This window comes from Micromonospora inaquosa (genome assembly GCF_003857055.1).
Lineage (GTDB): Bacteria > Actinomycetota > Actinomycetes > Mycobacteriales > Micromonosporaceae > Micromonospora > Micromonospora inaquosa.
In genome coordinates this window covers 1-26,846 of sequence record NZ_QGSZ01000256.1, presented here as the reverse complement: position 1 = coordinate 26,846, position 26,846 = coordinate 1, and the positions used below count along the sequence as shown (strand labels likewise).

Sequence of the window (26,846 nt, the reverse complement as noted above, 5' to 3'; positions counted from 1 at the left end):
CGCGGTTCTTGAGCAGCCGGGTACGCACCCCGTCGTACTTGGACAGGCCGGTGAAGAGCACGGTGCGGATCGGCACGTTGATGCCGACGCCGAGGGTGTCGGTGCCGCAGATGACCTTGAGCAGGCCGGCCTGGGCGAGGGTCTCCACCAGGCGGCGGTACTTGGGCAGCATGCCGGCGTGGTGCACCCCGATGCCGTGCCGAACCAGCCGGGAGAGTGTCTTGCCGAAGCCGGCGGTGAACCGGAAACCACCGATCGCCTCGGCGATCATGTCCTTCTCGGCGCGGGTGCAGACGTTGACGCTGGTCAGCGCCTGGGCGCGTTCCAGCGCGGCGGCTTGGGTGAAGTGCACCACGTACACCGGGGCCTGCTTGGTCTCCAGCAGTTCCTCAAGTGTCTCGTGCAGCGGCGTCATCGCGTACGAGAAGATCAGCGGGACCGGCCGCTCCGCCGAGCGCACGACGGCGGTCGGCCGCCCGGTGCGCCGGGTCAGGTCGTCGACGAAGCGGGTGGTGTCCCCCAGGGTGGCGGACATCAGGATGAACTGGGCCTGCGGCAGCTCGATGATCGGCACCTGCCACGCCCAGCCCCGGTCGGGCTCGGCGTAGAAGTGGAACTCGTCCATGATCACCTGGCCGACGTCGGCCTTCGTGCCCTCGCGCAGCGCCAGGTTGGCCAGGATCTCCGCGGTACAGCAGATGATCGGGGCGTCGGCGTTGACGCTGGCGTCGCCGGTGAGCATCCCGACGTTCTCGGCGCCGAAGACCTCGCAGAGGGCGAAGAACTTCTCCGACACCAACGCCTTGATCGGCGCGGTGTAGAAGGTCGTCCGGCTGTCGGCGAGGGCCGCGAAGTGCGCGGCGATCGCCACCAGGCTCTTACCCGAGCCGGTGGGCGTGTTCATGATCAGGTTGGCGCCGGAGACGATCTCGATGACCGCCTCTTCCTGATGGGGGTAGAGGTCGAGGCCGCGCTCCTTCGCCCAGCCGGCGAACGCGTCGAAGAGGGTGTCGGGGTCGGCGCTTGTCGGCAGCGCGGCGGTGAGCGTCATATCCCGTCCATGGTGCCTGGATCATGCCCCGCTACGCCACCCGGTCTGCGCCGGACCCCCGTCCGGGCGTCCCGAACACGCCGCCGCGTTGCGGTTCGGGCGTTTCGCCGGTCACCGTCGGCGGTACAACAGGTCGGCGACCGGCCGACCGGCCGTGATCGCCCGCCGCTCGAACTTCGTCACCGGGCGGTGTGCCGGACGCGGCGCGAAGCCGCCGTACGCGTCCACCAGCTCCGGGTCCGCCTCCAGCGTCTCCCGCATCGCCTCGGCGTACTCGGCCCAGTCCGTCGCGCAGTGCAGCACGCCGCCGGAGCGCAGCCGGGACCGCAGCAGCGCCACGTGCGTCGGCTGGATGATCCGCCGCTTGTGGTGGCGCGTCTTCGGCCACGGGTCCGGGAAGAAGACGTGCACGGCGTCCAACACGCCCTCGGGAAGACCGCTGACCAGGGACAACGCGTCGCCCTGTGCCACCCGTACGTTGCGCAGGCCAGCGCGCTGCACCAGGTCGAGCAGGTTGGCGATTCCCGGCGTGTGCACCTCCACCGCCAGATAATCTCGATCCGGGTCGGCAGCAGCCATCGCGGCGGTGCTGTCGCCCATGCCCGAGCCGATCTCCAGCACGACGGGTGCCCGACGACCGAACAGGTCGGCCAGGTCGACGGGCACGACGGGCCCGTCCGGCACATCCAGGCCGTACGCGGGCCAGAGCCGGCTCAGCGCGTCGGTCTGCCGCTCGCTCATCCGACCCCGTCGGGGGTGGAACGTGCGGATCGTCCGGCTCGCGGGCGGGACAGCGGGGGCATGGTCGGTGGCGGTCACAGCGACCCGAGCCTACGCGACGCCGTCGGCCGATCGGATGTGATGTGCGACCGGAAATGAGAGGATCCAACTGGTACGGCAGGTCGGGTGCTCCACTGCCCGACCCGGCCGCACGGCGTCGGAAGGGGGCATCGTGGCACTGACCCGCGGCGTCGTGACCCTGTCGCTGGTGGCCGTGTTCGCCAGCCCTCTGTTGGCCGCCGCGCCCGCCCTCGCGGCACCCGAGCGCGTTGCCGCCGCCCCGGCCGTGCCTGAGCGTGCCGCCGCCGCTCCTGCCGTGTTCGAGCCCGTTGCCGCCGTCGCGGTCGCGCCGCAGCCCGGTGGGCCACCCGGTGGCGCGCCGCAACCGTCGTCGCCGGTGGACATCTTCGTCGAGGTGAGCCCCAGCACGGTGCAGCCCGGTTACCTGGTCGGCATCCGGGCCAGTTGTCGGGACAACTCGGTGGGCGCCACGGTGGTCTCCGATGCCTTCGGGGCGGTGGGCGTGCAGCCGCAGCGAGGGGTGCTCACCGCCGCGCCAATGGTGCGCGAGCGCACCCGCCCCGGCAACTACCGGGTCAAGCTGGAGTGCCGCGACGGCGAGACCGCCTCAACCATGCTCCAGGTGGTCAAGAAGATCCCCGTCCAGCCCAGCCGAGGTCCGGCGACCGGCTTCGGCGGGAGCGCCAGCGGGATGACCGGCAAGTTGCTGCTGCCCGGCGGCGCGGCACTGACCATCGCCGGGCTGGTCCTCGCCGTGGTGGCGCTGCGTCGTCCCCGAGCCGCCGCGCGTCGCTGAGGCCGCCATGGAGATCTTCCGTCCCACCCCACCGCCGGCCGGTTCGCGCCAGCCGTTCGCCGGTCGTCCGGCTTCACCCCCCGATGACGCGCGACCGCCGGTGGACGACGGCTGGCCGGGCTCTGACCGTCCGACGGCTTCCCAGCGTCCGCCGGACCCCGAGCGCCCGCCGGTGGCGGCGCGTCCGCCGACCGCCGTCGCACCACGGCGTAGTCGTCCGACCGGCCGCAGCCCCTGGTCCGTGCCGTTGGCCGTGGTGCTGGTGCTGGCCGGGGTCTTCGCCACCGGGGCGGGGCTGGGCCGTTCGGTGGGCCCACTCGATTTCGCCCCGGCCGGCGGCGACCGCCCGGCCCGCAGCGAGTCGGTCGGGTTGTCGGCCAGTCGCCCGGTGCGCCTCAGCGTCCCGGCGATCAAGGTGGCCGCGCCGGTGGCACCCGTCGGGCAGGCGCGCGACGGCTCGATCGCCGTACCGCCGTTGGAGAAGCACAACGAGACCGGTTGGTACGACCGTGGGCCCACCCCCGGCGAGCCGGGCCCGGCGGTGATCGTCGGGCACGTGGACACGAAGACCGGCCCGTCGGTCTTCTACGACCTGGGCAAGCTGCACCCCGGCGACCTGATCGAGGTGGCCCGGGCGGACGAGTCGGTGGTGGTGTTCCGGGTCGACACCGTGGAGCACTTCCCGAAGGATCAGCTACCCGCCGAACGGATCTACGGCCACGACGGCCCACCCGGGCTGCGGTTGATCACCTGCGGCGGGCAGTTCATCGGGGGCCGCACCGGCTACGCCGACAACGTCATCGCCTTCGCCACCCTTCAGTCGTCCCGCAAGCCCTGACCGCGGTCGGGGCGGCCTCGGCGTCCGCAGGTCGACCCGGCGTCAGACCAGGAAGTCGAGGAGTTGACGCGCGGTCTGCTCGGGTGCCTCTTCCGGGATGAAGTGCCCCACCGGCACGGGCTCGCCACGCACGTCGTCAGCCCACTCCCGCCAGATCGTGAGCGGGTCGTCGTAGAGCTTCGCGACCTGGCCGCGTTGACTCCACAGGAACAGCACCGGACAGGAGATCTTCCGATTTCCTCGATCGGCCTCGTCCTGCTGGTAGTCCAGCGTCGCGGCAGCGCGGAACTCCTCGCAGATCGCGTGCACCGTGGCGCGGTCGCTGAACTGCTTGACGTACGCCGCCCGTACCTCGGCCGGGAACGCGTCCTTCACCTCGGGCCAGGTGTCGAGCATGAAGTCGACCAGCACCGCAGGTGCCGCCTCGATGAACTGCTCAGGCACCGGCGCCGGCGCCGCCAGGAACGACCAGACCCAGTAGGAGAGGCTGAACGCCTTGTCGGCGCGGTTGTAGACGTCGCCGATGGGCACCACGTCCAGCACGGCCAGCCGGGTGACGGCGTCCGGTTCGTCCAGCGCGAGACGGTACGCGCAGCGGGCCCCACGATCGTGGCCCACGAGTCGGAACCGCTCGTGGCCCAGACTCCGCATCACCGCGACCTGGTCGCGGGCGATGGCCCGCATGCTGTACGGCTCGTGATCCGCGGTGCTGGGCGGTTTACCGCTGTCACCCCAACCGCGCAGGTCGGTGGCGACGACGGTGAAGTGCTCAGCGAGCCGTGGCGCGACCCGGTGCCACATGAGATGCGTCTCCGGGATGCCGTGCAGCAGCAGAACGGGCGGACCGCTTCCGCCGCGGCGTCCGTGGATGGTCGCGCCGGGCGTGTCGATGTCGAACTCCTCGAAGCCGTCGAACATGGCCGGACTCCCGCGCCTTCCTGGGACCGCCCGGTGCGACCGGCCTGCGCCGGCGGACTGGGCGACTGGTGGCCGGCTACCGCTCGGGCCAATTCGACGCTATCAACAGAAAAGTCCGGTCGCGGCCAGAAGCGGTGCGACCCGGGATCCTTGAAATCGGGGTGTCCCAGGGCCTCGGACACCCCGATTTCGGCGAACCGGAGTGGATCAAGCAGGGCGGGCGGTCAGGGCTGGGGGACGTGCAGGGCCACCTCGAACTCCAGCAGGCTGGCACCGGTGGAGACCGGGGGACGTGGCGTGTCGCCGGGGGCGGTGGCGTGCGCGGCACGCGACGGGCCGGCGGCCCACGCCTGGAAGGCTTCTTCGCTCTCCCACTTCGTGTAGACGAAGTAGCGGGTCTCGCCGGCCACCGGGCGGAGCAGTTCGAAGCCGAGGAAACCGGGGGAGGTCTCCACCGTTCCGGCCCGTGCGGCGAACCGCTTCTCCAACTCCGCGCCGCCGCCGGGCGGGACCTCGATTGCGTTGATCTTCACGACTGCCATCTGCCCACCCTAGCCACTCAGAACGTCTCGACCGCCGGGATCAGGTCCGCGTCGACGACGATCGGCGCGTGGTCGGAGGGGCCCTTGCCCTTGCGGGCCTCGCGGTCCACGTACGCGGAGCGGACCGCTCGAGCGAACGGCGCGGACGCGTACACCAGGTCGATTCTCATGCCCTTGTTCTGGTGGAACATGCCGGCCCGGTAGTCCCAGTAGGTGAAGGGGTGCGGGCCCTTCATCGGGGTTGGCACCACGTCGCTGAGGCCCAGGTCGCGCAACGCCGCGAGAGCCGCCCGCTCGGCCGGGGTGACGTGGGTGGAGTGGGTGAAGACGGCCGGGTCCCAGACGTCGGCGTCGGTCGGGGCGACGTTGAAGTCGCCGCACACGGCCAGTGGCAGAGCGCTGGCCAGTTCGGCGTCCAGCGCGTCTCGCAGCGCCGCGAACCAGGCCAACTTGTACGCGTAGTGCGGGTCGTCCGGCGTCCGGCCGTTGGGCACGTACACCGACCAGACCCGCACCCCGTCGCAGGTGGCGGAGATGGCCCGGGCCTCCGGTTCGGGGAAGCCGGGCTCACCGGCGAACCCCACCCGGACGTCGCCCAGCCCGACCCGGGACAGGATGGCCACCCCGTTCCACCGGCCGTCGCTGTGGCTGGCCACGGTGTAGCCCAACTCGCCCACCTCGGTCGCCGGGAAGGCACCGTCCGGGCATTTGGTCTCCTGCAGGCAGACGACGTCCGGCCCGGTGTCGGCCAGCCACTCCAGCAGCCGGGGTAGGCGGGCCTTCACCGAGTTCACGTTCCAGGTCGCCAGGCGCATGCCCCCAGCCTGCCGCATTCGCCGTCGCGACGCCGGGTCAGCTGCCCGGGGTGTCGCCGGGACGGGTCTGTTCGGCCAGGAACCGTTCCAGTTCCGCGCCGAGTTCGTCGGCCGTGGGCAGCGGGCCGGCGTCCGGGGCGAGCAGGCTCTTCTCGCCCCGCCCCCGGGCGAACGCGTCGTACTGCTCCTCCAGGGCCTGGACCAGGGCGGCGGCGTCCTCGGTCTGCGCGACCTGCCGGTCGATCTCGACCCGGACCACCTCGGCGGCCGAGCGCAGCCCGTCGCCGGGCAGCAGCAGCCCGGTGCTGCGCGACACCGAGGTGAGCAGCACCTCGGCGGCGGCCGGGTACTCGGTCTGCGCCACGTAGTGCGGCACGTGGGCGGCGAAGCCCAGCGCGTCGCGGCCCTGCTCGCCGAGGCGGAACTCCAGCAGGTGACCGACGCTGCCGGGCACCTGGACGCGTTGCAGCCAGGGCTCGTAGCCGCCGATCAGCTCGGGGCGGGTGGCGTGCGCGGTCACCCCGGTCGGCCGGGTGTGCGGGACCGCCATCGGGATCGAGTTGAGCCCCACGGTGAGCCGCACGTCCAGCCGGGCGGCGAGCCCGGCGACGGCGGCCACGAAACGCTCCCACTGCAGGTCCGGCTCGGGGCCGGTGAGCAGCAGGAACGGGGTCTCGTCGTCGTCGCGCAGCAGGTGCAGCTCCAGCTTGGGCGCGTCGACGCTCTCCCAGTGGTCCTCGACGAAGGTCATCACCGGTCGTCGCGATCGGTAGTCGAAGAGCTGGTCGACGTCGAAGGTGGCGATCGGCCGACCCTCCAGCGAGGTGAGTAGCTGCTCACGCGCCAGTCGGCTGGCGTTTCCGGCGTCCACGAACCCGGTGAGGGCCTGGATCAGGACCGGCTGCCCGAGGTCGGGCAGATCGTCGGTGAGCTGGTAGAGCTCGTGTGGGTCGAGCACCGGTGCGGACCTCCCTGAAATGTGCCTGCGGGGCGCGCTCGCTGCGGAGGGCACCCGTTCGGGCAACGTACCCGCCATCGTGGCGCATTCCTGCGCCGGGCGATCCGTTGGCCGGGTGGTGGGGCATGACCGGACCAATCGTCTGTTTACTCCACCAGGTCCAGCCTCTTGGCCGATCGGTGGAGGGGTGGTTCGGCCCAAAGGCCGAGTTTGTCGATCATGTCAGGCTCGTCGGCCGGATGTCCCGGGGTGTGTGCGGCCCTGCCGGTCCGCGTGGGCCGCCCGCTTCATCCGGTACGCGAGGTACGTTCCCCGGGCGCGTCGACCCGCCCAGGTCGTCCACCAGTGTGGGTCCGATCTGTGTCGAGCGCCACGTGATCACCGTGCGTGATCGGGGTTTCGGCCTGCCTAGCCTCGGTTGATGCGTGACGACGGCACCCTCGACGACCCGTACGCCCCGAGCAGCCCCACCGCCGATACGGAGGATGGCACCTCAACCGAACGGACAAGCGCCGCGAGTCGGCTCCGGGCGTACGCCCGGGACCTGACCGGTCGACGTCGGGCGCAGTTGGCGCTGGCCACCGGTGTGGTGTGTTGCCTCGGTCTGACCACCGTCGTCCAGGTTCGCAACGAGGACGCCGACGCGGCGACCCGGGGTGCACCGCCCACCAGCGCCGAGCTGGCACAGCGCGCCGAGCAGCAGCGCGCCTCCCGTGCCCTCGACCGCACGGCTGCCGCGAGCGGCCCTGCGGCCGTTCCGTCCGTCGCGGCGAGCCCCGCCGACCCGGACACGACCGCGCCGGCCCGCAAGGTCGCACCGGCTCGCCCGACCGACCCGGCGCCCGTCGCCGGGCTGGACGACGACCAGATGGAGAACGCCGAGGCGATCGTCCGCACCGGTCGCAAGATGGGGGTGCCGCGCCGGGGTCTGGTGATCGCGGTGGCCACCGCCATGCAGGAGAGCAACCTCTACAACGTGGCCAGCGGCGTGCTGCCCGAGTCGCAGGACTATCCGCACCAGGGCGTCGGGTGGGACCACGACTCGGTCGGGTTGTTCCAGCAGCGCTCCAGCAGCGGCTGGGGTCCGGTGGGACGGCTGATGGACCCCGAGTTCGCCACCCGGCAGTTCCTCAGCGCGCTGGAGCAGGTGCCCGGCTGGGAGCGGATGCGACTCACCGACGCCGCTCAGGCGGTGCAGGTCTCCGCGTACCCCGAGCACTACCAGCAGCACGAGTGGCGGGCCACCCGGGTCGTTGACGCCATCCTGCCGGCGGGGCGGTAACCTACCGCCCACTATGGACGGTCAGGGTTGAGGCTGTGGCATCCCGGGTACATGTGTTGCGGGTACGGGGTACAAACATGACTACGGGATCGTCGACAGGAGGACGCCATGTCACTGATGCAGCGGATCACCATGTTCCTGAGATCGCCGAAGGGGCAGCAGTTGGTCGAGCGAGGTCGTCGCGAGATGGCCAAGCCGGGCAACCAGCAGAAGCTGAAGGGGTTGGCGGCGAGGCTGTCCAACCGCCGACGCTGACCGCTCCATCGGCCGCCCTGTCCACCGTTCTCACCCCTGGGGAGACCCGGTGACCGACACCCCGCCAGCCGGCGGTCAGCCCGCCGCCCCGACTCCGCAGCCCTCCGTCCACCTGCCGGCCGGGCCGGTGGACGCCCCCGAGGGGCCGCCGGCCCGCCTCTGGGACCGGATGCGTGACGACCCGCAGTACGCGCCGGAGCACCTTGCCCTGGAGGCGGTGCGCCGCCTCGGGCCGGAAGCCGTGCAGTGGGCCGGCCGGGCCCGGGCCGAGCAACCTGGGGTTTCCGCCGATGCCCTCGCCGATCAGGCGGCCCGCAAGTTCGTCAACCTGGCCCGGCTCTCCGGCGCGGTCTCCGGCGCGGCCGGGCTGCCCGGTGCCGTGATCGACGTGGGCGTGCTGGCCTGGACCCAGGCGCGGATGGTGCTGCACATCGCCGCCGCGTACGACGTCGACCCCCTGCACCACGATCGAGCCACCGACCTGCTGGTGCTCCAGCGGGTGCACAAGGTCGCCGAAAGCGCCCGGCTGGCGCTCGGTGTGGCCGCCGGCCGGGAACGCGCCGACGCGCTCTTCGGCCTGGGCGGTCAGCGTCCGCTCGGTCGGGTCATGCTCCAACTCGGCATCCGGCTGGCCCAGATGGCTGGCGTCCGGGCCGCGAAGCGGATGGTTGCCAAAGTCGTCCCCGGTGCGGCCATCGTGCTCGGCACCTGGGCCAACTCCTCGGCCACAAAGGACCTCGCCCAACGTTCCCGGGCCCTCTACCGCTCCCGCGGCAGCGCCGCCCCGACACCGCGGCAGCCCTGACGGCCCGCCTCCTCGTCAGTTGGCCAGGCCGGAGGAGCGCCAGGTCACCTCGGCGATGCGGCCCTGGCCGGTGGCGTTGGGGTGGAACCAGTCCAGCGGGTTGAGCAGATCCAAGGTGAACCGGACCTTGTGCAACGCGCCGCCGTCGTGCCGGCACCGTGACCCGTACGCCCGGCAGGCCGCCTTCAACTCGGCGTTGTACGCGTCGATCCGGTCCCGGACGGCGGCCCGGCGGGCACGGTCGGCGGGCGCGGTCGAGGTCGCCTCGGCCAGCAGGGCCGGGCAGATGCCGCCTCGCCGCCACGCCCGGGTCGCCCGGGTGTCCTCGTGCCCGACCTCCCAGAGCCGGTACAGGTCGGGGATGCTCACCACCAGCACCCGGGCCTTCGGCCGGCCGGTCCGCAGGACCCGCAGCCCCCGGTCGACGTTGGCCCGGAACTGCGCCACCGGCGTCATCGCGTCGACTCCGCCCCGGCAGACGTCGTTGGCGCCGATCAGCACCGTGACGTAGTCGGCGCGGTCGCGTACCGCCGCCTGGGCCTGACCGACGAGGGCGTCCGCGCGGGCGCCGGGACGGGCGTGGTTGTACCTCCGGTCGCGGATCGCCGGATGCTGTTCGAGCAGCCGCCGGTAGTGGCTCTGCACCCGCAGCCCGTCGCCGGTCGACCAGGAGTTGCGCTCGCAGGAGGTGAGCACCAGGCAGGACGCGAAGCCGGTGCTGATCGAGTCGCCGAGGGCGGCGATGCCGCCGGGCCCGCTCGACGGCGGGGCGCTCGTGGTGGGGCGGGGTGTCGCGGTGTTGCCGCCCTCGCAGGCCAGCGCGACCAGCGCCGCGAGACAGGCCAGGGCGGCAACCCAGCGTCGAGGCATGACGTCTCCCGTTCCCGCAGCACAGAGCGACAGCGCGGTAACTCTATGCGCAGGATGCGGTTTGCCGGGAAGTTGCTGTCGGGTATGCGGCAGAGTGCCGACGCCAGCGCCGTCGAGGTGCTATGCGTCCCGCCAGGGTGCCCGTTGGCCGTGCAGCCACCAGTGCAACGCCCGGGTGATCCGGGGCAGCACCAGATAGGTCATCAGCGGCGTCAGGCAGAGCGTCATCAGCAGCACCCGGGCCGCCAGCGGCACCGCGTCGAGGAAGCGGCTCGTCAGCACTGTGGCGGTCAGACTCAGCGGGAAGAACGCCAGCCAGATGGTCACCGCCTGCTTCCAGCGGGGCGGCGACGCGGGCGGGACCGGCTCCACCGGCTCCACCGAGTGCTCCAGCGGCGGGTCGAACCAACCCTCGATCCCGGTACGCCGCTCCACCCGGGTGTGCTCGACGATGCCCTGCGCCGAGCTGAGCCACCAGCCCCGCTGCGGTGACTCCTCCCACCGGCGCAGCGTCTCGGCGTCGGCGAAGCGGTACAGCATGTGCCACTGCGGCGAACCGGGGCCGCTCTGCACCCAGCCGGCGCCGAGGAACCCGGGAAACGCCTCGGCCAGCGCGGTGCCGGCCCGCATCCAGGCCACCATCTCGCTGGCCCGGCCGGGGTCGACGCGGCGGGCGATGGAGACGGTCACCGGCACGGCGAGGGTCATTGACATGGGCCCATCCTGCGGTCGCCGGGGCCGTGGCGCGAACGGATGTGCCGGAGCACACCGAGGCGGCCGGGTGGGCAAGCGCGCAGTACCGGTTAACCCGGCCGATCGGGGGTAGATCGGTGGGTATGACGAGATCGCAGCCCCGGCGAGCCCGCGGCACGGTCGGCCACGCGAACAGCGCGCTGAACCTCCGCCTCACCCTCGCCAGCTTCGGACTGGTGATCATGGTGATCTTCGCGGTGCTGGCGTTCTGGGCCGGCATCGCCTGGCTCGGCGTACTCTGCGCGATCTTCGCCGTGGTCGCCGTGATCGACCTGGTCGTGATCCAGCGCCGCCGCGCCGCCCGCCGCCGCGAGGAGCCGGGCGTACGACACTCGTTGTTCGAGTGACAGGAGGACGAGATGCCCCACATCGCCACCACCAACCCCGCCACCGGACAGGTGCTCAAGACCTACGAGGCGATGTCCACCGAGCAACTCGACGACGCCATCGAGCGCACCGACCTCGCGTTCCAGCAGCTGCGGGAGACAACCGTCAACCAGCGCGCCCAGTGGATGAACGCCGCCGCCGACCTGCTGGACGCCGAACGCGACGAGATCGCCCGGATCATGACCACCGAGATGGGCAAGACGTACGTCTCCGCGCAGGCCGAGGTCACCAAGTGCGCCACGGCCGCCCGCTTCTACGCCGACCAGGCCCCCGCGTTCCTCGCCGACGAGCCGGCCGACGCCGCCGCCGTGAAGGCGACCCGGGCGTTCATCCGCTACCAGCCGATCGGCGTGGTGCTCGCCGTGATGCCGTGGAACTTCCCGCTCTGGCAGGTGATGCGCTTCGCCGCGCCGGCGCTGATGGCCGGCAACACCGGCCTGCTCAAGCACGCCTCGAACGTGCCGCAGACCGCGCTGCTGCTGGAAGACGTGTTCCGGCGAGCCGGCTTCCCCGAAGGGGCCTTCACCACAGTGCTTGTCGACTCGGCGGCCGTCGACCGCATCCTCAGCGACCCCCGGGTGCGCGCCGCGACGCTCACCGGCAGCGAACCCGCCGGCCGGTCCATCGCGCAGATCGCCGGGCGGGAACTGAAGAAGACAGTCCTCGAACTCGGCGGCAGCGACCCCTTCGTGGTGATGCCCTCGGCCAACGTGGACCGGGCCGCCGAGGTGGCCACCACCGCCCGCTGCCAGAACAACGGCCAGTCCTGCATCGCCGCGAAGCGGTTCATCGTGCACACCGACGTGTTCGACGCCTTCGCCGAGAAGTTCGCCGCCAACATGGCCGCGCTGCGCGTCGGCGACCCGATGGACCCGAACACCGACGTCGGGCCGCTGGCCAGCGAGCGTGGCCGCGACGAGGTGCACGCCCAGGTACGCGACGCGGTGGACAACGGCGCGACAGTGCTCTGCGGGGGCGAGCCGCCGAGCGGCGACGGCTGGTTCTACCCGCCGACCGTGGTCACCGACCTCACCCCGCAGATGCGGATGTGGTCCGAGGAGGTCTTCGGCCCGGTCGCCGGCCTGTTCCGGGTCTCGTCGTACGAGGAGGCCATCGAGGTCGCCAACGGCACCAGCTTCGGGCTCGGCTCGAACGCCTGGACCCGGGACCAGGCCGAGCAGGAGCGCTTCGCCACCGACCTGGACGCCGGCAACGTCTTCATCAACGGGATGACCACCTCCTACCCGGAGTTGCCGTTCGGCGGTGTGAAGAACTCCGGTTACGGGCGGGAGTTGTCGGCCCTGGGCATGCGGGAGTTCTGCAACACCAAGACGGTCTGGGTCGGCGAGGGCGCCGCCTCGGCCGGCGCCGGCGCGCACGCCGAATAGTTCGGGACGCGTCAGCCGGCGTCGTCGTGGGTAGGAGGTGTGCCCATGACGTCGTTCGGGTTCCACGCCTCGCATGAGCAGATCGGTCCGCGCGCCCTGTTGGAGGCGGTGATCCACGCCGAGCGGGCCGGCTTCGACGCCGCCATGTGCTCCGACCACTTCTCCCCGTGGAGCGCCCGGCAGGGCGAGTCCGGCTTCGCCTGGTCCTGGCTGGGCTCGGCGTTGCAGGCCACCGGCATGCCGTTCGGCGTGGTCAACGCCCCTGGTCAGCGATACCACCCGGCGATCATCGCGCAGGCGATCGGCACCCTCGGCGCGATGTACCCGGGCCGGTTCTGGGCGGCCCTGGGCACCGGCGAGGCCAGCAACGAGCACATCACCGGCGACCCGTGGCCGCGCAAGGACGTGCGCGCCGCCCGGCTACGCGAGTGCGTGGACGTGATCCGCGCCCTGCTGGCCGGCGAGGAGGTCAGCCACGACGGCCTGGTCCGGGTGGATCGCGCCCGACTGTGGACCCGCCCCGAGCAGCCACCCGGGCTGGTCGGCGCCGCCGTCAGCGTGGCCACCGCGCGCTGGTGCGCCGAATGGGCGGACGGGCTGATCACCGTGAACGCGCCGGTGCCGCACCTGCGCGAGATGATCGACGCGTACCGGGACGCGGGCGGCCGGGGGCCGCTGCACCTCCAGGTGCACGTCTCCTGGGCGCCGGAGCAGGCACAGGCCGAGGCGATCGCGTACGACCAGTGGCGCAGCAACGTCTTCGCCCCACCGGTCTGCTGGGACCTGGAGACCGTCGAACACTTCGACACGGTCTCGGCCGATGTGCCGGCGCAGCGGGTCGCCGAAGTGGTGAACGTCTCCGCGGACCTGGGCCGGCACGTCGGCTGGCTGGAGGAGTACCTACAGCTCGGCTTCGACCAGATCGCCCTGCACCACGTCGGGCAGCAGCAGCGCGGCTTCATCGACGCGTTCGGCGCCGAGGTGCTGCCGAAGCTGCGCCCGGCCGGCTGATCGAGGGCTCAACCGACGGACCCCTAGGCTCGTACCCCATGGAAAGCCTGTTTCCGGTCGTCGTCTTCCTGGCGATCGCCACCCTGGGTGCCGCGCTGGCCCGCCGGCTCGGCCTGCTCGCGCCGATCGTGCTGGTCGTGCTCGGTCTGGCGCTCTCGTTCGTACCGGGTTTCCCGCAGGTGCACCTCGAACCGGAGTTGGTGCTGATCGGCATCCTGCCGCCGCTGCTCTACGTGGCCGCGCTCGAAACCTCGGTGCCCGCGTTCAAGAACAACATCCGGCCGATCCTGCTGCTCGCGGTCGGCCTGGTGCTGTTCACCGCGTTCGTTGTCGGGTTGGTGCTGCACCTGCTGTTGCCGCAGCTGCCCTTCGCGATCTGCCTGGCCCTCGGCGCGGTGGTCGCCCCACCCGACGCCGTGGCCGCCACGGCCGTCGCCCGTCGGGTCGGGCTGCCCCGCCGGGTCGTCACCATCCTGGAGGGCGAGAGCCTGGTCAACGACGCGACCGCGCTGGTGCTGCTGCGGGTCGCGACGATGGCCACCATCGGCTCGGCCGTCGGCACCACCGAAGTCGCCGTCGAGGTGCTGCGGGCCACCGGCGGCGGCATCCTGATCGGGGCGCTCGGGGCGCTGGTGTTCGGCTTCCTGCACCGGCGGATCACCGACCCGCTGCTGGACAACGCGCTGTCGCTGATCATCCCCTTCGCTGTGGTGTTCACCGCCGAACACCTGCACGCCTCCGGTGTGGTCGCGGTGGTCGTCACCGGGCTGGTGCTCGGGCACAAACTGCCCCAGCTGCTGTCGGCGGCGTCCCGGTTGCAGATCGGCGCGTTCTGGCGACTGGTCCGTTTCCTGCTGGAGGGCCTGGTCTTCCTGCTGGTCGGGCTCCAACTGCGCGACGTGCTGCGCGAACTCGACGAGCCGATCGGCTCACTCACCCTGATCACCCTCGCGGTGCTCGCCACCGTCTTCCTGACCCGGTTCATCTGGCTCTTCCCGGCCACCTACCTGGCTCGGTTGGTCCCCCGGGTCCGCCGCCGTGACGCCCGGCCGTCACCGAAGGTCCCGATCATCATCGGCTGGGCCGGCATGCGGGGCGTGGTGACCCTGGCCGCCGCGCTCGCGCTGCCGCTGACCCTGGCCGGCGACGAGCCGTACCCCAGGGCGTTGTTCATCTGGCTGGCCTTCGCCGTGATCGTTTTCACCCTGGTCGGCCAGGGCGCCACCCTGCCGCTGGTCGCCCGGCGGTTGAAGCTGCCGCAGGACGACCCGGTGCAGGACGCGCTCTCCGCGGCCGGGGTGCAGCAGCAGGCCAGCAGGGCCGCCCAGGACCGCCTGGACGAGTTGGCCGACACCGCCCCGGACCCGGTGGTGGCCCGGCTGCGCCGAGCGGTGGAGGACCGCACCAACATGGCGTGGGAACGACTCGGCGGCGACGAGCGGGAGACCCCGTCGCAGGCGTACGGTCGGCTGCGACAGGAGATGATCGACGTCGAGCGGACTGTGTTCCGGGCCGCCCGGGACTCCGGTCGGATCCCTGAAGAGGTGTTGGTGCGGGCCTATCGTGACCTGGACCTGGAAGAATCGTTGCTGCGAGAGGTTGAGAAGTGAGCTGTCAGCACCTGACCGAGGCCGGTGCCGCCGAACCGCGCACCCCCGACGAGTGCGCGGACTGCGTCGCCAGCGGCGACACCTACTGGGTGCACCTGCGCACCTGCCTCAGCTGCGGGCAGGTCGGCTGCTGTGACTCGTCGCCCAACCAGCATGCGAGCAAACACTTCGCGTCCACCGGCCACCCGGTGATGCGTTCGGCGCAGCCGGGCGAAGCCTGGCGCTGGTGCTTCATCGACGAGGAGATCGGCTGACCGCTGACCGCTGACCGCTGACCGCTGGCCGGTGCTGGCCCTCGGGCCGTGCTGACCGCTGCTCGGTGCTGCACAAGCTGGTGACCCGGCTGCCCGACGCCGGGCGTTGATGAACCGGCCCAAGCTGCTGTTGGCCCTCGGGCCGTGCTGGAACGCTGGGCCGTTGGCCGTTGGCCGTTGGCCGTTGGCCGTTGGCCGTTGGTCGGGGATTGGGGTTGGCGCGGCGTTCACGTCCGCCGGTGGTACTGGTTGCGGCGGGGCAGTTGGGCGGGATCGAGCCAGACGGGTGGCACGAACTCGGGGTGGCCGTCGCCGCCGAGCCGAACCGACCAGTCGCCGCGGTGGATATGTCGGTGGTGGTGGCCGCAGAGCAGCACGGCGTTGTCGAGGCTGGTGCCGCCGCCGTCGGCCCAGTGCCGGATGTGGTGGGCGTCGCACCAGCGCGGCGGGCGGTCACAGCCGGGGAACGCGCAGCCTCGGTCGCGTAGCACCAGGGCACGGCGTAGCGGGCCGGTGATGAGGCGGCGTTGCCGGCCCACGTCGAGCGTCTGACCGGCGCCGCCGAGGATGGCGGGCAGGATCGCCGCGTCGCAGGCGAGGCGACGGACCGTCTCCGGGGTGAGCTGCTGGCCGAAGTCGAGAGCGCCGCTGCCCAACTGCCGGGTCAACCCGTCATAGCCGGTGGTGACGACGATCTGGGTCGGATCGCCGCCGTTCTCGGGCAACTCGCCGGTGCGCAGCGCGAGCCGGCACACGTCCGCGACTGCGTCGTGGCGGCGTTGCCCTGGCGTGCGGGTGTCGTCGGGGCCGGTGGGCGCGGTGAGCGGGTCGATGGCAGCGCGCAGGAGTGCGGCGGCTTCGGTGTCGAGGATGCCGGTGAGGCGTAGTCGGCCGTCGGGTTGCTCGCTGACCGTGACGTGTCGGTCTCGGACGGCACGTGACTCTTGCGCTCGCAGCGCGGCCTCTGCTGCGGCGTCGGCGACATCGGGGGCGACATGGTCGAGAATTCGGGTGCCGAGCTTCCGTAGGAGGGCGGCGTCGAACTGCGCCGCCCAACCGACGAGGACGCCGACGGCTTTGTCGGCGGCTTGGGCGCCGGCGGTGGTGTGCGCGGTCTGGACGGTGTCGGCGATGACACGCACCTGCTCCACGTCGACTGTTCCAGCGGCCAACGCGTCACGAACTCCGGTGGGGGCGGCGTCGAAGGTCGCGGCCAGCTTGACCAAACGTCGAGCGGCGCCGACCCCGACCCGTAACCGGTCCCGCAGCCACACCGCCGTCGAGGACGCGCCCTGGACGGTCGCTGTGCCTCGACCGTCCAACTCGCGCACGAGGGTCAGCTTGACCGCAGCCAGGCGTTGCTCGGTGCGGTGCGCCGCATCCAACGCCGCCACGAGATCGCGCTCGTCGGCAGCCCAGACTGCCAGGTTGGAGCAGGCCGCAACCGCAGCCTCTGCCTGCTCCAACGCATCGATCACAGTCAGAGACTAGAACATGTGTACGACATTATTGGGGCTGAGGCGGTACGCCGGGGGCGGCTGCGCCGGGCGGTGATGAGCGGGCGAGAGTCGGCGAACTCCAGGCTTTGCTTTCTGGGCTCTCGCCGCGCCCGGTTCAGCGGCTGATGCCGTCGACGAGACGTTCCGTGGCGAGGCAGGAGATGAGGCAGCGTTCCTTGGCGTCGCCGCCCAGTCGTGCGGTCCAGTCGGTGAGGCCACCGTCGCCGATCTCCAGGCTTCCGCCAAGGAGGGTGATCCGCAGGGCGCACCCCGTGTAGTAGCCGCGACCGCGCGTGCGCTCCGGTTCGTCCAGGAGCGGCACCACACCCCCGTCGAGTGCCGGTCGTACGGTGTTGGTCAGCCGCTCCCGGACGACCTGGTCGTCGAAGGTCGTGAGGCGCAGTTGAGGCTCGGCGGTCGGCGCCAACTCGGCGAGGACGGCCCGCCAGTAGGTGAGGTGTCGGATCAGCAGCCGGGCCTCGGTGCCGCCCGAGCCGGTGTCCCGGGCGCTGGACACCAGGGCGAAGAGCCGGAAGTGCGCCGACGCGTCGCTGCCGAAATCCTGTGCCCGCAGCACCCGATGGGCGGCGGCGAGGTGCACCTCGCTCTGTCGACGGCGACGCACCGCCGCCTCGATGGCGAGGGCGTTGGTGGGATCGCTCAACACCTCGCTGGCGCGCATCGTGGTGACGATCCTGTTCTGGCTGACCGGTGCGACCGCCGAACAGGCGCCGACCGGTACGACCGGCGACAGCTCCACCCCGTCGACGTCGGCGGGCAGCAGTTGCCACATCCGGGCCTCGACCCGAGCCAGCAGGCGCGGGTCGGCGCGGGCCGGACGGACGAAGCGGTCCTCGCGCCAGCGGCGTACCACCTCGGACGGGCGCGCGGTCGCCGCCCGGTCGCGGGCCACGCTCAACAGCAGACTGCGCAGGTCTGCCCCGGACAGCCCGGCCAGCGCGGTCCGCGTCCCTGCCGGCATCGCCGCCCACACCCGATGCTCCGCAGCGGTCAGATCGTCGCCATCCATGAGCCTCACGATGGCCCACACCGCACTGCCACTCCACCGGTTTTGCTGCCTCTGCGGTGGCTCGCTCACGTCCTCAGCTCGACAGCGCGGCTCCGAGAGGGACGCCGCCTGCCGGCAGACCCACCTAAGCTCCAGCAACCAAGGCAGCGACAGCGACCAAGGCAGCGACAGCGACGGGGGCGTCCATGATTGACACTGTCTTCTTCGATGTTGGTGGGACCATTCTCGACGAATCCCACGAGTTCGCCGACTGGGCCGACTGGCTGGGCGTGCCCCGGCACACGTTCTCGGCGGTCTTCGGTGCGGTGATCGCCCGGGGTTTGGACTACCAGGAGGCGTTCCGGGTCTTTCGGCCAGACTTCGATCTCACCACGGAGCTGGCCCGTCGGGAGGCCGCTGGCCAGCCGGAGTCGTTCGCCGAGGAGGACCTGTACGCGGATGCGCGTGGGTGCCTGAAGTCCTTGAAGGACCAGGGCCTGTTCGTGGGGCTGGCCGGCAACCAGCCGGCTCATGCCGAGGCGACCCTGCGCGATCTCGGCCTCCCTGTGGACGTGATCGGCACGTCGCACGGGTGGGGCGTGGCGAAGCCGTCGCCGGCGTTCTTCGAGCGGGTCGTCGCCGCGGGTGGTGGGGTCGCGTCGTCGATCCTGTACGTCGGCGACCGTCCCGACAACGACGTGCGTCCGGCCCTGGAGGCCGGCATGAAGACGTGCCTGATCCGACGGGGCCCGTGGGGGCACATCCTCGACCCCGCCGCCGTGGCCGAGCGGTGCCTGTTCCGGATCGACTCGCTGGACGAGCTTCCGAGCCTGGTCGCGAAGCACAACGCGGCCGGCGGTTGACCCGCCGACCGCGTGCTCGTGCCGTCCTGGTGGCCGCCTTCCCCTGGCGGCCACCAGGACGGGGATCAGGTCAGCGAGCAGGCTGCGCCGTTGACGGTGACCAGGCCGGGGCTCGGGTTCGCGCCGCCGCCTGTGGTCGCGTTGAAGCCGAACATCACTGAGCCGCCGGGCGCGATCTTGGCGTTGTGCGACTCGTTGCGCGCGGTCACCGTCGCGCCGGACTGGGTGACCTTCGCCAACCACGCCTCGCGGACCCGCTGGTCGCCGGTGAACGCGAACCGCACGTTCCACCCGTTGACGGCAGTGGTACCGGTGTTGCGGATGGTGAGCTGGCCGGTGAAACCGGTGCCGCCCTGCCAGGTGCCGTAGTTGGTGTACGCCACCGAGCAGGTGGTGGCCGGCACCGCGCCGGCGTCACCCTGGTCGGCCAGGAAGGAGGAGATCCAGGCCAGCGCCGAGTTCCAGTTGATCGCCACCTCGTTCGTCGAGTACGAGTTGATGTCGTCGACGTAGCAGAACATCGGCTCGCAACCGGCCAGCAACTGCGCCACGAACGGGTCCTGGAGGGCCGCGTTCGGGCCACCGGCGATTGAGCCGGCTGGCGGTCGGGGCATGCTCGGGTTGAGCTGGTGGCCGAAGATCCGGCTGTGCTGGTTCTGCGCGGCGTGCTCGCCCCAGCCGGTGACGTAGGAGATGTTCAGGGCGTTGCGGCCGAGGATGTAGTCCATCGCCTGCACGGCACCGTCGCGGTAGGCGGCGTTGCGGGTCAGGTCGAACGCGGTGGCCAGCACGACGGCGTTGTTGATGACGTTGCTGTTGCCACCCCAGAAGTAGCTGTTGGCGTCACCGGGCATCGGCAGCCCGTACGCCTGGCGGCGCAGCTCGGCGAGGTAGGTGTCCGCGGCGGCGGTGACCGAGGTACGGACCCGGGCCAGGTCGGCGGCGGGCAGCCCGTTCGGCACGGTCGCCAGGTCGAGGCGGCCCAGCGCGGCGACGCTCTGCCAGCCGAAGCCCCGTGCGTCGAACACGTTCCCGGTGTGGTGCGGCGAGGCGGTCAGGTCGGCCAGGTAGTTCTGCGCCCCGGTGCTCAGGTACAGCTCGGCCGCCGCCCAGTAGAACTCGTCGGTGACGTTGCTGTCGTCGTACGCGCCGCCACCGGTGCCGTCGGTCGGGCTGGCGTACACCGCTGGGTGGGCCTTGGCGGCGGTGTAGGCCGTCTTCGCGGCGGTGCCGCAGCGGGTCGCGAACGCCGCGTCGTAGGGGGCGAAGAGCCGGGCGCACTGTGCGGCGGTGGCGGCAAGGTTGAGGGTGGCCGCGGTCGACGGTGGGTGCAGCTCACGCGGCTGCGGGTCGTCCTGCGGGGCGAGCGGCAGCCCGGTCCAGTTCTGATCGTGGATCTTGTGGTGGACCATGCCAGCGAGCGGCTTGCCGGCGGGCACCTGCATGCGCAGCAGGAACTCCAGCTCCCAGCGGGCCTCGTCGAGGATGTCCGGTACGCTGTTGCCGCGCTCGGGCACCCGCAGGGTGCTGTCGCCCAGCGCCGCGCCGCCGTCGGCGGTGGCCGCCGTCTTGGTCCGCTCGAAGGTGTTCAACAGCTGGTAGGTGGCGATGCCACCGTTGACCACGTACTTGCCGTGGTCGCCGGCGTCATACCAGCCGCCGCGCACGTCGAGGGAGTAGTCGCAGACGCCCGGCTGGCAGGGCACATTGGTGTCGCCCTGGTTGGGTGCGACGCCGAGGTGCCCGGCGGGTCGGGCGTACTCGTCACCGATCAGGTCGCCGTCGATGGCGATGCCGCTGCGCTGGGCGTAGAAGAACTGCAGCGAGTCGGAGCGCAGCTGATCGTAGAGGGCGCCGGAGATGTCGAACGGATGGCTGGTCTCGCCGTCCACGGTGAGCGTGAGCCCGGCGCCGGGGGTGCGGTAGCTGGAGAAGTCGACGGTGTGCACGTTCTGCCCGGAGGCGTCGTCGACACCGCGCGCGGCGGTGGTGCCGCTGGCCACGACGGTGCCGGCGGCGCTGCGAAGCTGCCAGGGCAGCGGCTCGGTGGACTCGGTGACGACGGTGGCGTTCTTCGGGCCGCCCGGAAGGTAGCCGACCTGGTTGACGCGCACCCGTGGCCCGGTGTCCGGCACGTACGGCTCGGGCGGCTCGCCGCCGCGCAGCGAGACGTCGTCCAGGCAGATGGTCTGCGCCTCGGCGGCACCGCCGACCTGGAAGATCAGTTGGGCGTTGGGGTTGTCGTCCGGGACGGTGAAGGTCTGCTCGACCCGCTGGGCGGTGCCGGTGGCGGTGGCGTCCACGGCCGCGTACGTGGTGTAGGGGGCGCTGCCGAGCTGCAACACGGCCTTGACCGCGGCGCCGGGAGTGGCGGAGACCGCGAAGCCGAGGGTGTATTCGGCACCGGCGATCAGCGGTACGCCGTCCTGGCCGATGCCGGCGTCCCACGGGTTGGCGAGTCCGCCCGCGACGGTGGTGCAGAGCCGGCCGTCGGTGACCGCCAGCGGGCCGGTGCCGAAGGAGAACCAGGGGCTCACGCCGGCGCTGAAGTCGCCGTTGTCGATCTGCTCGGGAGCGTCCGGTGGTGGGTCGGCGTGGGCCGCGCCGGCGCCCGCGCCGGTGAGGGCCAGAGTGGTCGCCGCAGCCAACAGGAGGCGGCGTCGGGATGACGTCACGGGGAGTCCTTCCGGGACGGGAAGTGGGACGTGGTGGTGGCACGGTGATGCGGGAAATTCTGGGAGCGCTCCCAGTTGTCGGCTCGATGTTTCCAGCGTCGGTACGCCATGTCAATTGATCTGGTTGGATGGGTTTCGGTGTGCGACGAGGGCGGTCAGCCCGGCGGGTGCCCCCCGACGCGCCGCCGCCCGGACGTGAGATTCGCCGCGCCACACGCCGTCGTCCTGATCTCCTAGAGACAACTGCGCCCTTCGCCTGGCAGGCTGCCTCCCATGACCCTGAAGCTGCGTTCCGTGGGAACGAGCGACCGTGGGCTGATCCGCAGCGGAAACCAGGACGCCCTGCACGCCGGCACCTGGCTCGTCGCCGTCGCCGACGGCATGGGCGGGATGGCCGCCGGCGACCTGGCCAGCGCCCTCACCATCGACGCTGTCGCCCCGCTGGACGTGGAGACACCCGAGGACGCCCTGGTGGCCGCGCTCGAGGGCGGCATCGCCTTGGCCACCTCCCGGATCCGACAGGCGGTCGCCGAGGATCCCGAGCGCCAGGGCATGGGCACCACGCTGACCGCCCTGCTCTTCGCCCGTACCGGCAGCTGCCTGGCCCTCGCGCACGTCGGCGACTCCCGGGCCTACCTGTTCCGCGAGGGCGTGCTCAAGCAGGTCACCCGGGACGACACGTTCGTCCAGATGCTGGTGGATCAGGGCGTGATCACCGCGGAGCAGGCCAGCAGCCATCCGCGCCGCGCCGTGGTCACCCAGGCGTTGCAGGGCGAGGAGGTCTCCCCGTCGTACGCGACCATGGTGCCCCGCGACGGCGACCGGTGGCTGCTGTGCAGCGACGGCCTCTCCAACGTGGTCCGCCCGGACACCCTCACCGAGGTGCTCAGCGGCTATCCGGATCGGGACGCCTGCGCCGGCAAGCTGATCGACCTGGCCCTGCACGCCGGCGCGCCGGACAACGTCACAGTCGTGGTGGCCGATGTCGTCGAGGAGTAGGCCGGCGCTCAGCGCCGACGTGGCGTGGCGTGGCGGGTGGGTGTCGCCGTTCCCGGGTCCTCCGGCCACGGGTGCCGGGGGTAGCGCCCGCGCAGCTCGGAACGGACCTGCGGGTAGCCGGTACGCCAGAACGACGCCAGGTCGGCGGTGACCGCCACCGGCCGGCCGGCGGGGGAGAGCAGGTGCAGGAGCACCGGCACCCGACCGCCGGCGATACGCGGGGCCGCCGGCCAGCCGAACGTCTCCTGGAGCTTCACCGCGAGCACCGGCGCGGTCGGGTCGCGGTAGTCCAGCCGGATCCGAGAGCCACTCGGCACCTCGACCCGCTCCGGGGCCAGCTCGTCGAGGCGGGCGGCCTGCGCCCAGGGCAGCAGCCGACGCAGCGCCGACGACACGTCCACCCGCCCCAGGTCGGCCCGGCGTCGCGCGGCGGCCAACTCCGGGCCCAGCCAGGTCGGCGCGGCGTCGAGCAGCGAGTCGTCGCCGACCTCCGGCCACGGATCACCCAGGTGGTGCCGCAGGAACGCGAGCCGCTCGCGCAGCGCCCGCGCCGCTGGAGTCCAGGGCAGCAGCCCCAGCCCGTCCTGACGCAGGCCGGTCAGCAACGCGGCCGCCACCTCCGCCCGGTCCGGCCGGTCCAGCCGCCGCTGGACCAGCTCGATCGCGCCCAGCCGGGTCACCTCCCGGGCCACCACGTCCCCGTCGAACCAGCCGACCTCGCGGCCCGTGCGCAGCAACGGGCCGGCCGCCTCCCGGGCCGTCGCCTCGTCCACCGGACAGGCCCGGCGGATGCGGGCCGACGGCGCGCCGGGGGTGCGGTCCGCGACCGCCACCGCCAGCCAGTCGGACCCGGCCAGCCCCGAGCCGGCCGCCAGCTCCGCGGCGGTCCCGCCGGTCATCAGGTACGCCGAACCGCCCGGCCGCCGCACCCGGGCCAACCGTTCCGGGTACGCCAGGCCGACGAGCAGCCCGGCGGCGAGATCGTCGCTCAGCCCACCCGAGCCGGGGTGGCCGCCGGCATCGGCGCGGCCCTTCGCCGGGGCGCCGTTCGGCAGCGCGGCGCGCAGCCGGCGTACCTCGGTGCGCCAGCGGGCCGTCGCGCCCGCGTCGACGCCGGTGCGCAACCGACGCCAACCGGCGACCAGATCGTCACCGGGGCCGGCCGCGCTCTCCTCGGCGAGCAGGGCGACCACCTCGGCGGCCCGGTCGGAGCCGACCCGGCCGGCCCCGTCGAGCAGCGCCCGGGCCAGCCGCGGATGCGCCCCGGCGGCGGCGATCGACCGCCCCCGTGGCGTGATCCGACCGTCGGTGTCGACAGCGCCCAGGGTCTCCAGGGTGTCCCGGGCCACCGTCATCGCGGCGGCCGGCGGCGCGTCGGGCAACGCGAGCCCGACACCGTCCGGTGCGCCCCAGGCGGCCAGCTCCAGCGCGAAACCGGTCAGGTCGGCGGTGGCGATCTCCGGCTCGGCGCGGGCGGGCAGCCGCTCATGGGTCGCCGCCGACCAGCAGCGGTAGACGTACCCGGGGGCCTCCCGGCCGGCCCGGCCGGCCCGTTGGGTGGCGGCGGCCCGGGAGACCGGCACGGTGACCAGCGCGCCCAGCCCACGGGCCAAATCGATCCGGGGCACCCGGGAGAGCCCGGCGTCCACCACGATCCGCACGCCCGGGACGGTCAGACTGGTCTCGGCCAACGCGGTGGCCAGCACCACCCGCCGTCGGTCCGCGCGACGCAGAGCGGCGTCCTGCTCGGCACCGCGCTGCCGGCCGTGCAGGGGCAACAACGCGACCGCGTCCCGCAGGTCGGACAGTCGGCCGGTGACCGCCGCGATCTCGCCGGCCCCGGGCAGGAAGACCAGCACGTCGCCGTCGTGCTCGCGCAGCGCCCGCCGGACGGTGGCGGCCACGTGGTCGAGCAGGGCCCGGTCCACCGGCCCGGCCCCGGGCGGGGCGATCGGGCGCGCCGGGGGCACCCAGATCCGCTGTACCGGATGCAACGCCGAGTCGGCCCGTACCACCGGCGCGGGGCTGGGCCCACCCAGCAGCGCGGCGAACCGGTCCGTGTCCGGGGTCGCCGACATCGCCAGCAGCCACAGGTCCGGCCGGAGGGTGGCGCGCGCCTCCACTGTGAAGGCCAGGGCGAGGTCGGCGTCGAGTTGCCGTTCGTGGCACTCGTCGAGCAGCACGGCACTCGTGCCGGGCAGCTCGGGGTCGTGGTGCAGCCGGCGGACCAGCAGGCCGGTGGTGACCACCTCGATCCGGGTGGTTGGGCCGACCCGGCGTTCGCCGCGTACCGCGTAGCCGACCCGCTCACCGACCCGCTCGCCGAGCAGCTCGGCCATTCGCCGGGCGGCGGCCCGCGCCGCCACCCGGCGAGGTTGGGCGATCACCACCCGACCGGTCACCCGGTCGGCCACGGCCAGCGGCGCGAGGGTGGTCTTGCCGGTGCCCGGTGGGGCCACCAGCACGCCGGCGCCGGCCGCGTCGAGGGCCGCGACCAGCGCCGGCAGGACCGGACGGACCGGCAGGTCGAGGGTTACGTCGGAGAGCACGGCCCAGTCTCGCACCGCCCCGGGTGCGTCAGGAGCGACGGACCTCGCCGACGCCGAGCACGAAGGCCCGCCAGGCCGCCGAACCGAAGGCGAGCACCGGCCCGGAGCGGTCCTTGCTGTCCCGGACGGCGACCTGACCGTCGACTGTCGCGACCTCTACGCAGTTGCCGTTGCCGCTGCTGCGCGTGCTGGTGCGCCAGTCCGCTCGGGTCAGGTCGTACGCCGTCATCCGCGGTACCTCTCGTCTGCGTCGGCGTGCCGCAGACGCGGTCACGCAAAGTTACGAGAAGCCTGCTCAAGACGGGTCAACGACGCCGTCGGATCGAGCGCCATCCGGCACAGCTCCTCGTGCAGAAGGCTATACCCGAGCACATGATCGGCTTCCTCCAGCGCCAGTCCCATCGTGAGGTTATCCAGGTAAACCACGGACGCGTCGGCGGCCTCGGCGAAGTTGAGGATCACATACGGGGTGCTCATGGCCGGATGTCCGCCGGCCGCGAATGGAAGTACCTGAATTGTCACGTTGGGTAGTTGCGCGATCTGGCTCATGTGGACCAGTTGGGCGGCCATCACCGCGGCGCCGCCGACCGGGCGCAGCAGCACTGCCTCATTGATCACCACCGACAGGTCGACCGGGTCGTCGCGGCGCAGCACCTCCTGCCGGCGCAGTCGGGCGGCGACCTTGCGCTCCAGCCCGTCCTCGCCGGCGGTGCGCCGGAAGATCTCCCGGGCGTACGCCTCGGTCTGCAGCAGCCCGGGCACCGACTCGGCCTCGTACGTGCGTAGCGCCGCCGCCTCGGCCTCCAGCCCGACGTAGAACTCGAACCACTCGGGGAGCACGTCGCTGTAGTTCTGCCACCAGCCCCGCTGCTGCGCGCCCCGGGCGATCTCGATCAGCGCTTCGGCGTCCGAGCCGGTCACCTCGTAGAGCGCGAGGGCGGCCCGGACGTCGCGCGGTTTGATGCCGATCTGCGCGGTCTCGATCCGGGACAGGTTGCTCTTCGACATGTCGAGCTGACGCGCGGCCACATCGAGGGTCATGCCCGCGCGTTCCCGAAGTTGGCGGAGCTCCCGCGCGATACGGCGTCGCCGCACGGTCGGGCTGGCAGCGGGACGGATGGTGGGGGTGGCAGTCACCGTCCGAGTCTGCCACGACAAGATCCGCAGGTCGCGCCTGCACGGAGTGCAACTTTCAAATCTGGGAGTTGCATTGCAGTAGCTGTCGGTGCATCCTTTCCCGGTCGCGATCACTGTGGACATACCTGTGCGGGAGGACCGTTGCTCATCGCCGACGAGTTCTTCCTGATCGCACACAACGACAGTCGTGGCAAGGCGAAACTGCACCCGGCGGCGACCGGGCTCGGGCTCGCCGGCGGGCTCCTCGGCGAGTTGATCCTTTATGGGCACATCACCGTGCAGGCCGGGCAGGTCACCGTCATCGACCGGCGCCCGCCGGCCGACGCGCTGGCGCACACCGTGCTGGACCAGTTGATCGGTGAAGCCCAGCACCGGGAGCTCAACACCTGGCTGAGCTTCCTGGCGCAGAGCGCGACGACCTCGGTGGGGGAGCGGCTGGCCCGCGCCGGGGTGCTGCGCCGTCAGGAGAGCCGTCGGCTGCTGCGTACCACGGTCAGCTACCTGCCGATCGACCTCAACGCGGTGGCCTGGCCGGCCACCCGGCTGCGGGCCCTGCTGGACCGGCCGGACCCGCCGGGCGTCCCGGACGCCCTGCTGCTCGGCCTGGTCGTGGCCGCCGGGCTGACCCGCGAGGTGCTGTGGAGCGCCGGCCCTCGAGCCCACCACCGGTTGAACGTCCTCATCCCCGCGCTGCCGGCCCCCCTCAAGGAACTCGTCGGGCACACCGAGGCCGCCGTCGGCGCCGCCGTGCTGCGCGGCATCCCCTGACCCCCGGTAACCC

General features: G+C 72.2%; 27 protein-coding genes. 13 read left to right on the top strand and 14 right to left on the bottom strand.

Going from position 1 to position 26,846, the window contains the following annotated elements:
• Window positions 1-1,051, bottom strand: a 1,051-nt coding sequence (locus DLJ59_RS22970) for a DEAD/DEAH box helicase (RefSeq protein ID WP_124774682.1), incomplete at its 3' end; no start/stop codon positions are given.
• Window positions 1,052-1,162: 111 nt separating this feature from the next.
• Window positions 1,163-1,870: a tRNA (guanosine(46)-N7)-methyltransferase TrmB gene (gene trmB / locus DLJ59_RS22965; RefSeq protein ID WP_124774681.1), complete on the bottom strand. Its 708-nt coding sequence runs from the start codon at window positions 1,868-1,870 to the stop codon at window positions 1,163-1,165.
• A 130-nt stretch (window positions 1,871-2,000) separates the two neighbouring features.
• On the opposite strand from trmB, the gene DLJ59_RS22960 reads away from it, so the two are divergent.
• Window positions 2,001-2,648: a hypothetical protein gene (locus DLJ59_RS22960; protein WP_124774680.1), complete on the top strand. Its 648-nt coding sequence runs from the start codon at window positions 2,001-2,003 to the stop codon at window positions 2,646-2,648.
• Window positions 2,649-2,820: 172 nt separating this feature from the next.
• Complete coding sequence (locus DLJ59_RS22955) at window positions 2,821-3,486, top strand: class F sortase (protein WP_124774679.1); 666 nt, start codon at window positions 2,821-2,823, stop codon at window positions 3,484-3,486.
• A 42-nt stretch (window positions 3,487-3,528) separates the two neighbouring features.
• Here DLJ59_RS22955 and DLJ59_RS22950 read toward each other — a convergent pair whose 3' ends face one another.
• From DLJ59_RS22950 to DLJ59_RS22935, 4 genes are all read right to left on the bottom strand, one after another.
• Window positions 3,529-4,404, bottom strand: a complete 876-nt coding sequence (locus DLJ59_RS22950; protein WP_124774678.1) for an alpha/beta fold hydrolase — start codon at window positions 4,402-4,404, stop codon at window positions 3,529-3,531.
• Window positions 4,405-4,628: 224 nt separating this feature from the next.
• Window positions 4,629-4,946: an antibiotic biosynthesis monooxygenase family protein gene (locus DLJ59_RS22945; RefSeq protein WP_124774677.1), complete on the bottom strand. Its 318-nt coding sequence runs from the start codon at window positions 4,944-4,946 to the stop codon at window positions 4,629-4,631.
• A 17-nt stretch (window positions 4,947-4,963) separates the two neighbouring features.
• Window positions 4,964-5,761, bottom strand: coding sequence for an exodeoxyribonuclease III (locus tag DLJ59_RS22940; RefSeq protein WP_124774676.1), 798 nt, complete (start codon window positions 5,759-5,761; stop codon window positions 4,964-4,966).
• Window positions 5,762-5,798: 37 nt separating this feature from the next.
• Entirely contained in the window at window positions 5,799-6,719 is a 921-nt protein-coding gene (locus tag DLJ59_RS22935; protein ID WP_124774675.1) for a proteasome assembly chaperone family protein, read from the bottom strand.
• A gap of 421 nt (window positions 6,720-7,140) precedes the next feature.
• On the opposite strand from DLJ59_RS22935, the gene DLJ59_RS22930 reads away from it, so the two are divergent.
• From DLJ59_RS22930 to DLJ59_RS22925, 3 genes are all read left to right on the top strand, one after another.
• Window positions 7,141-8,001: a peptidase M23 gene (locus tag DLJ59_RS22930; protein ID WP_124774674.1), complete on the top strand. Its 861-nt coding sequence runs from the start codon at window positions 7,141-7,143 to the stop codon at window positions 7,999-8,001.
• 108 nt (window positions 8,002-8,109) lie between these two features.
• Entirely contained in the window at window positions 8,110-8,256 is a 147-nt protein-coding gene (locus tag DLJ59_RS36655; protein WP_167493884.1) for a hypothetical protein, read from the top strand.
• 49 nt (window positions 8,257-8,305) lie between these two features.
• Window positions 8,306-9,061 carry an EcsC family protein gene (locus DLJ59_RS22925; RefSeq protein ID WP_124774673.1) on the top strand — a complete coding sequence of 252 codons (756 nt, stop codon included), beginning with the start codon at window positions 8,306-8,308 and terminating at the stop codon, window positions 9,059-9,061.
• 15 nt (window positions 9,062-9,076) lie between these two features.
• Here DLJ59_RS22925 and DLJ59_RS22920 read toward each other — a convergent pair whose 3' ends face one another.
• Together DLJ59_RS22920 and DLJ59_RS22915 are read right to left on the bottom strand one after the other, a co-directional pair.
• Window positions 9,077-9,931 (bottom strand): GDSL-type esterase/lipase family protein, encoded by an 855-nt coding sequence (locus DLJ59_RS22920; RefSeq protein ID WP_124774672.1) that lies wholly within the window; start codon window positions 9,929-9,931, stop codon window positions 9,077-9,079.
• Between the two features lie 120 nt (window positions 9,932-10,051).
• Window positions 10,052-10,645 (bottom strand): antibiotic biosynthesis monooxygenase, encoded by a 594-nt coding sequence (locus tag DLJ59_RS22915; protein WP_124774671.1) that lies wholly within the window; start codon window positions 10,643-10,645, stop codon window positions 10,052-10,054.
• A 122-nt stretch (window positions 10,646-10,767) separates the two neighbouring features.
• Between DLJ59_RS22915 and DLJ59_RS22910 the strand changes: the two genes are divergently transcribed.
• Genes DLJ59_RS22910 through DLJ59_RS22890 form a run of 5 tightly spaced genes read left to right on the top strand, consistent with a single transcriptional unit; the run spans window position 10,768 to window position 15,334 of the window.
• Window positions 10,768-11,031 carry a DUF6343 family protein gene (locus DLJ59_RS22910; RefSeq protein ID WP_124774670.1) on the top strand — a complete coding sequence of 88 codons (264 nt, stop codon included), beginning with the start codon at window positions 10,768-10,770 and terminating at the stop codon, window positions 11,029-11,031.
• A 12-nt stretch (window positions 11,032-11,043) separates the two neighbouring features.
• A complete protein-coding gene (locus tag DLJ59_RS22905) occupies window positions 11,044-12,459 on the top strand; it encodes an NADP-dependent succinic semialdehyde dehydrogenase (protein ID WP_124774669.1) in 1,416 nt (471 codons plus the stop codon).
• Between the two features lie 45 nt (window positions 12,460-12,504).
• Window positions 12,505-13,470, top strand: coding sequence for a TIGR03885 family FMN-dependent LLM class oxidoreductase (locus tag DLJ59_RS22900; RefSeq protein WP_124774668.1), 966 nt, complete (start codon window positions 12,505-12,507; stop codon window positions 13,468-13,470).
• Window positions 13,471-13,508: 38 nt separating this feature from the next.
• Window positions 13,509-15,080, top strand: a complete 1,572-nt coding sequence (locus tag DLJ59_RS22895; protein ID WP_124774667.1) for a Na+/H+ antiporter — start codon at window positions 13,509-13,511, stop codon at window positions 15,078-15,080.
• A complete protein-coding gene (locus tag DLJ59_RS22890; RefSeq protein WP_124774666.1) occupies window positions 15,077-15,334 on the top strand; it encodes a UBP-type zinc finger domain-containing protein in 258 nt (85 codons plus the stop codon). Before DLJ59_RS22895 ends, DLJ59_RS22890 begins: the two co-directional genes overlap by 4 nt.
• 227 nt (window positions 15,335-15,561) lie before the next feature.
• On the opposite strand, the gene DLJ59_RS22885 is transcribed toward DLJ59_RS22890, so the two are convergent.
• Window positions 15,562-16,812: an HNH endonuclease signature motif containing protein gene (locus DLJ59_RS22885; protein ID WP_124774665.1), complete on the bottom strand. Its 1,251-nt coding sequence runs from the start codon at window positions 16,810-16,812 to the stop codon at window positions 15,562-15,564.
• Between the two features lie 136 nt (window positions 16,813-16,948).
• Window positions 16,949-17,863: a hypothetical protein gene (locus DLJ59_RS22880; protein ID WP_124774664.1), complete on the bottom strand. Its 915-nt coding sequence runs from the start codon at window positions 17,861-17,863 to the stop codon at window positions 16,949-16,951.
• A 185-nt stretch (window positions 17,864-18,048) separates the two neighbouring features.
• Here DLJ59_RS22880 and DLJ59_RS22875 point away from each other — a divergent pair, with 185 nt between their 5' ends.
• A complete protein-coding gene (locus DLJ59_RS22875; RefSeq protein WP_124774663.1) occupies window positions 18,049-18,705 on the top strand; it encodes an HAD family hydrolase in 657 nt (218 codons plus the stop codon).
• A 65-nt stretch (window positions 18,706-18,770) separates the two neighbouring features.
• On the opposite strand, the gene DLJ59_RS22870 is transcribed toward DLJ59_RS22875, so the two are convergent.
• A complete protein-coding gene (locus tag DLJ59_RS22870; protein WP_124774662.1) occupies window positions 18,771-21,380 on the bottom strand; it encodes a glycoside hydrolase family 9 protein in 2,610 nt (869 codons plus the stop codon).
• A gap of 273 nt (window positions 21,381-21,653) precedes the next feature.
• Here DLJ59_RS22870 and DLJ59_RS22865 point away from each other — a divergent pair, with 273 nt between their 5' ends.
• On the top strand, window positions 21,654-22,379 hold the full coding sequence (locus DLJ59_RS22865; protein WP_124774661.1) for a PP2C family protein-serine/threonine phosphatase: 726 nt from the start codon (window positions 21,654-21,656) through the stop codon (window positions 22,377-22,379).
• Window positions 22,380-22,387: 8 nt separating this feature from the next.
• Here DLJ59_RS22865 and hrpB read toward each other — a convergent pair whose 3' ends face one another.
• Genes hrpB through DLJ59_RS22850 form a run of 3 tightly spaced genes read right to left on the bottom strand, consistent with a single transcriptional unit; the run spans window position 22,388 to window position 26,023 of the window.
• Window positions 22,388-24,928: an ATP-dependent helicase HrpB gene (gene hrpB / locus DLJ59_RS22860; RefSeq protein ID WP_124774660.1), complete on the bottom strand. Its 2,541-nt coding sequence runs from the start codon at window positions 24,926-24,928 to the stop codon at window positions 22,388-22,390.
• Window positions 24,929-24,956: 28 nt separating this feature from the next.
• Window positions 24,957-25,157, bottom strand: a complete 201-nt coding sequence (locus DLJ59_RS22855) for a DUF397 domain-containing protein (RefSeq protein ID WP_124774659.1) — start codon at window positions 25,155-25,157, stop codon at window positions 24,957-24,959.
• 41 nt (window positions 25,158-25,198) lie between these two features.
• Entirely contained in the window at window positions 25,199-26,023 is an 825-nt protein-coding gene (locus tag DLJ59_RS22850) for a helix-turn-helix domain-containing protein (protein ID WP_279635773.1), read from the bottom strand.
• Between the two features lie 183 nt (window positions 26,024-26,206).
• Here DLJ59_RS22850 and DLJ59_RS22845 point away from each other — a divergent pair, with 183 nt between their 5' ends.
• Window positions 26,207-26,833 carry a GOLPH3/VPS74 family protein gene (locus DLJ59_RS22845; protein WP_124774658.1) on the top strand — a complete coding sequence of 209 codons (627 nt, stop codon included), beginning with the start codon at window positions 26,207-26,209 and terminating at the stop codon, window positions 26,831-26,833.
• Window positions 26,834-26,846: the final 13 nt, after the last annotated feature.

What these genes read in the sequence shown, in the direction of transcription:
- DLJ59_RS22950 (WP_124774678.1), bottom strand. Translation starts at nt 4,404, where the DNA reads ATGTTCGACGGCTTCGAGGAGTTCGACATCGACACGCCCGGCGCGACC.
- DLJ59_RS22945 (WP_124774677.1), bottom strand. Translation starts at nt 4,946, where the DNA reads ATGGCAGTCGTGAAGATCAACGCAATCGAGGTCCCGCCCGGCGGCGGC.
- DLJ59_RS22940 (WP_124774676.1), bottom strand. Translation starts at nt 5,761, where the DNA reads ATGCGCCTGGCGACCTGGAACGTGAACTCGGTGAAGGCCCGCCTACCC.
- DLJ59_RS22930 (WP_124774674.1), top strand. Translation starts at nt 7,141, where the DNA reads ATGCGTGACGACGGCACCCTCGACGACCCGTACGCCCCGAGCAGCCCC.
- DLJ59_RS36655 (WP_167493884.1), top strand. Translation starts at nt 8,110, where the DNA reads ATGTCACTGATGCAGCGGATCACCATGTTCCTGAGATCGCCGAAGGGG.
- DLJ59_RS22920 (WP_124774672.1), bottom strand. Translation starts at nt 9,931, where the DNA reads ATGCCTCGACGCTGGGTTGCCGCCCTGGCCTGTCTCGCGGCGCTGGTC.
- DLJ59_RS22915 (WP_124774671.1), bottom strand. Translation starts at nt 10,645, where the DNA reads ATGTCAATGACCCTCGCCGTGCCGGTGACCGTCTCCATCGCCCGCCGC.
- DLJ59_RS22910 (WP_124774670.1), top strand. Translation starts at nt 10,768, where the DNA reads ATGACGAGATCGCAGCCCCGGCGAGCCCGCGGCACGGTCGGCCACGCG.
- DLJ59_RS22905 (WP_124774669.1), top strand. Translation starts at nt 11,044, where the DNA reads ATGCCCCACATCGCCACCACCAACCCCGCCACCGGACAGGTGCTCAAG.
- DLJ59_RS22900 (WP_124774668.1), top strand. Translation starts at nt 12,505, where the DNA reads ATGACGTCGTTCGGGTTCCACGCCTCGCATGAGCAGATCGGTCCGCGC.
- DLJ59_RS22895 (WP_124774667.1), top strand. Translation starts at nt 13,509, where the DNA reads ATGGAAAGCCTGTTTCCGGTCGTCGTCTTCCTGGCGATCGCCACCCTG.
- DLJ59_RS22880 (WP_124774664.1), bottom strand. Translation starts at nt 17,863, where the DNA reads ATGGATGGCGACGATCTGACCGCTGCGGAGCATCGGGTGTGGGCGGCG.
- DLJ59_RS22875 (WP_124774663.1), top strand. Translation starts at nt 18,049, where the DNA reads ATGATTGACACTGTCTTCTTCGATGTTGGTGGGACCATTCTCGACGAA.
- DLJ59_RS22865 (WP_124774661.1), top strand. Translation starts at nt 21,654, where the DNA reads ATGACCCTGAAGCTGCGTTCCGTGGGAACGAGCGACCGTGGGCTGATC.
- DLJ59_RS22855 (WP_124774659.1), bottom strand. Translation starts at nt 25,157, where the DNA reads ATGACGGCGTACGACCTGACCCGAGCGGACTGGCGCACCAGCACGCGC.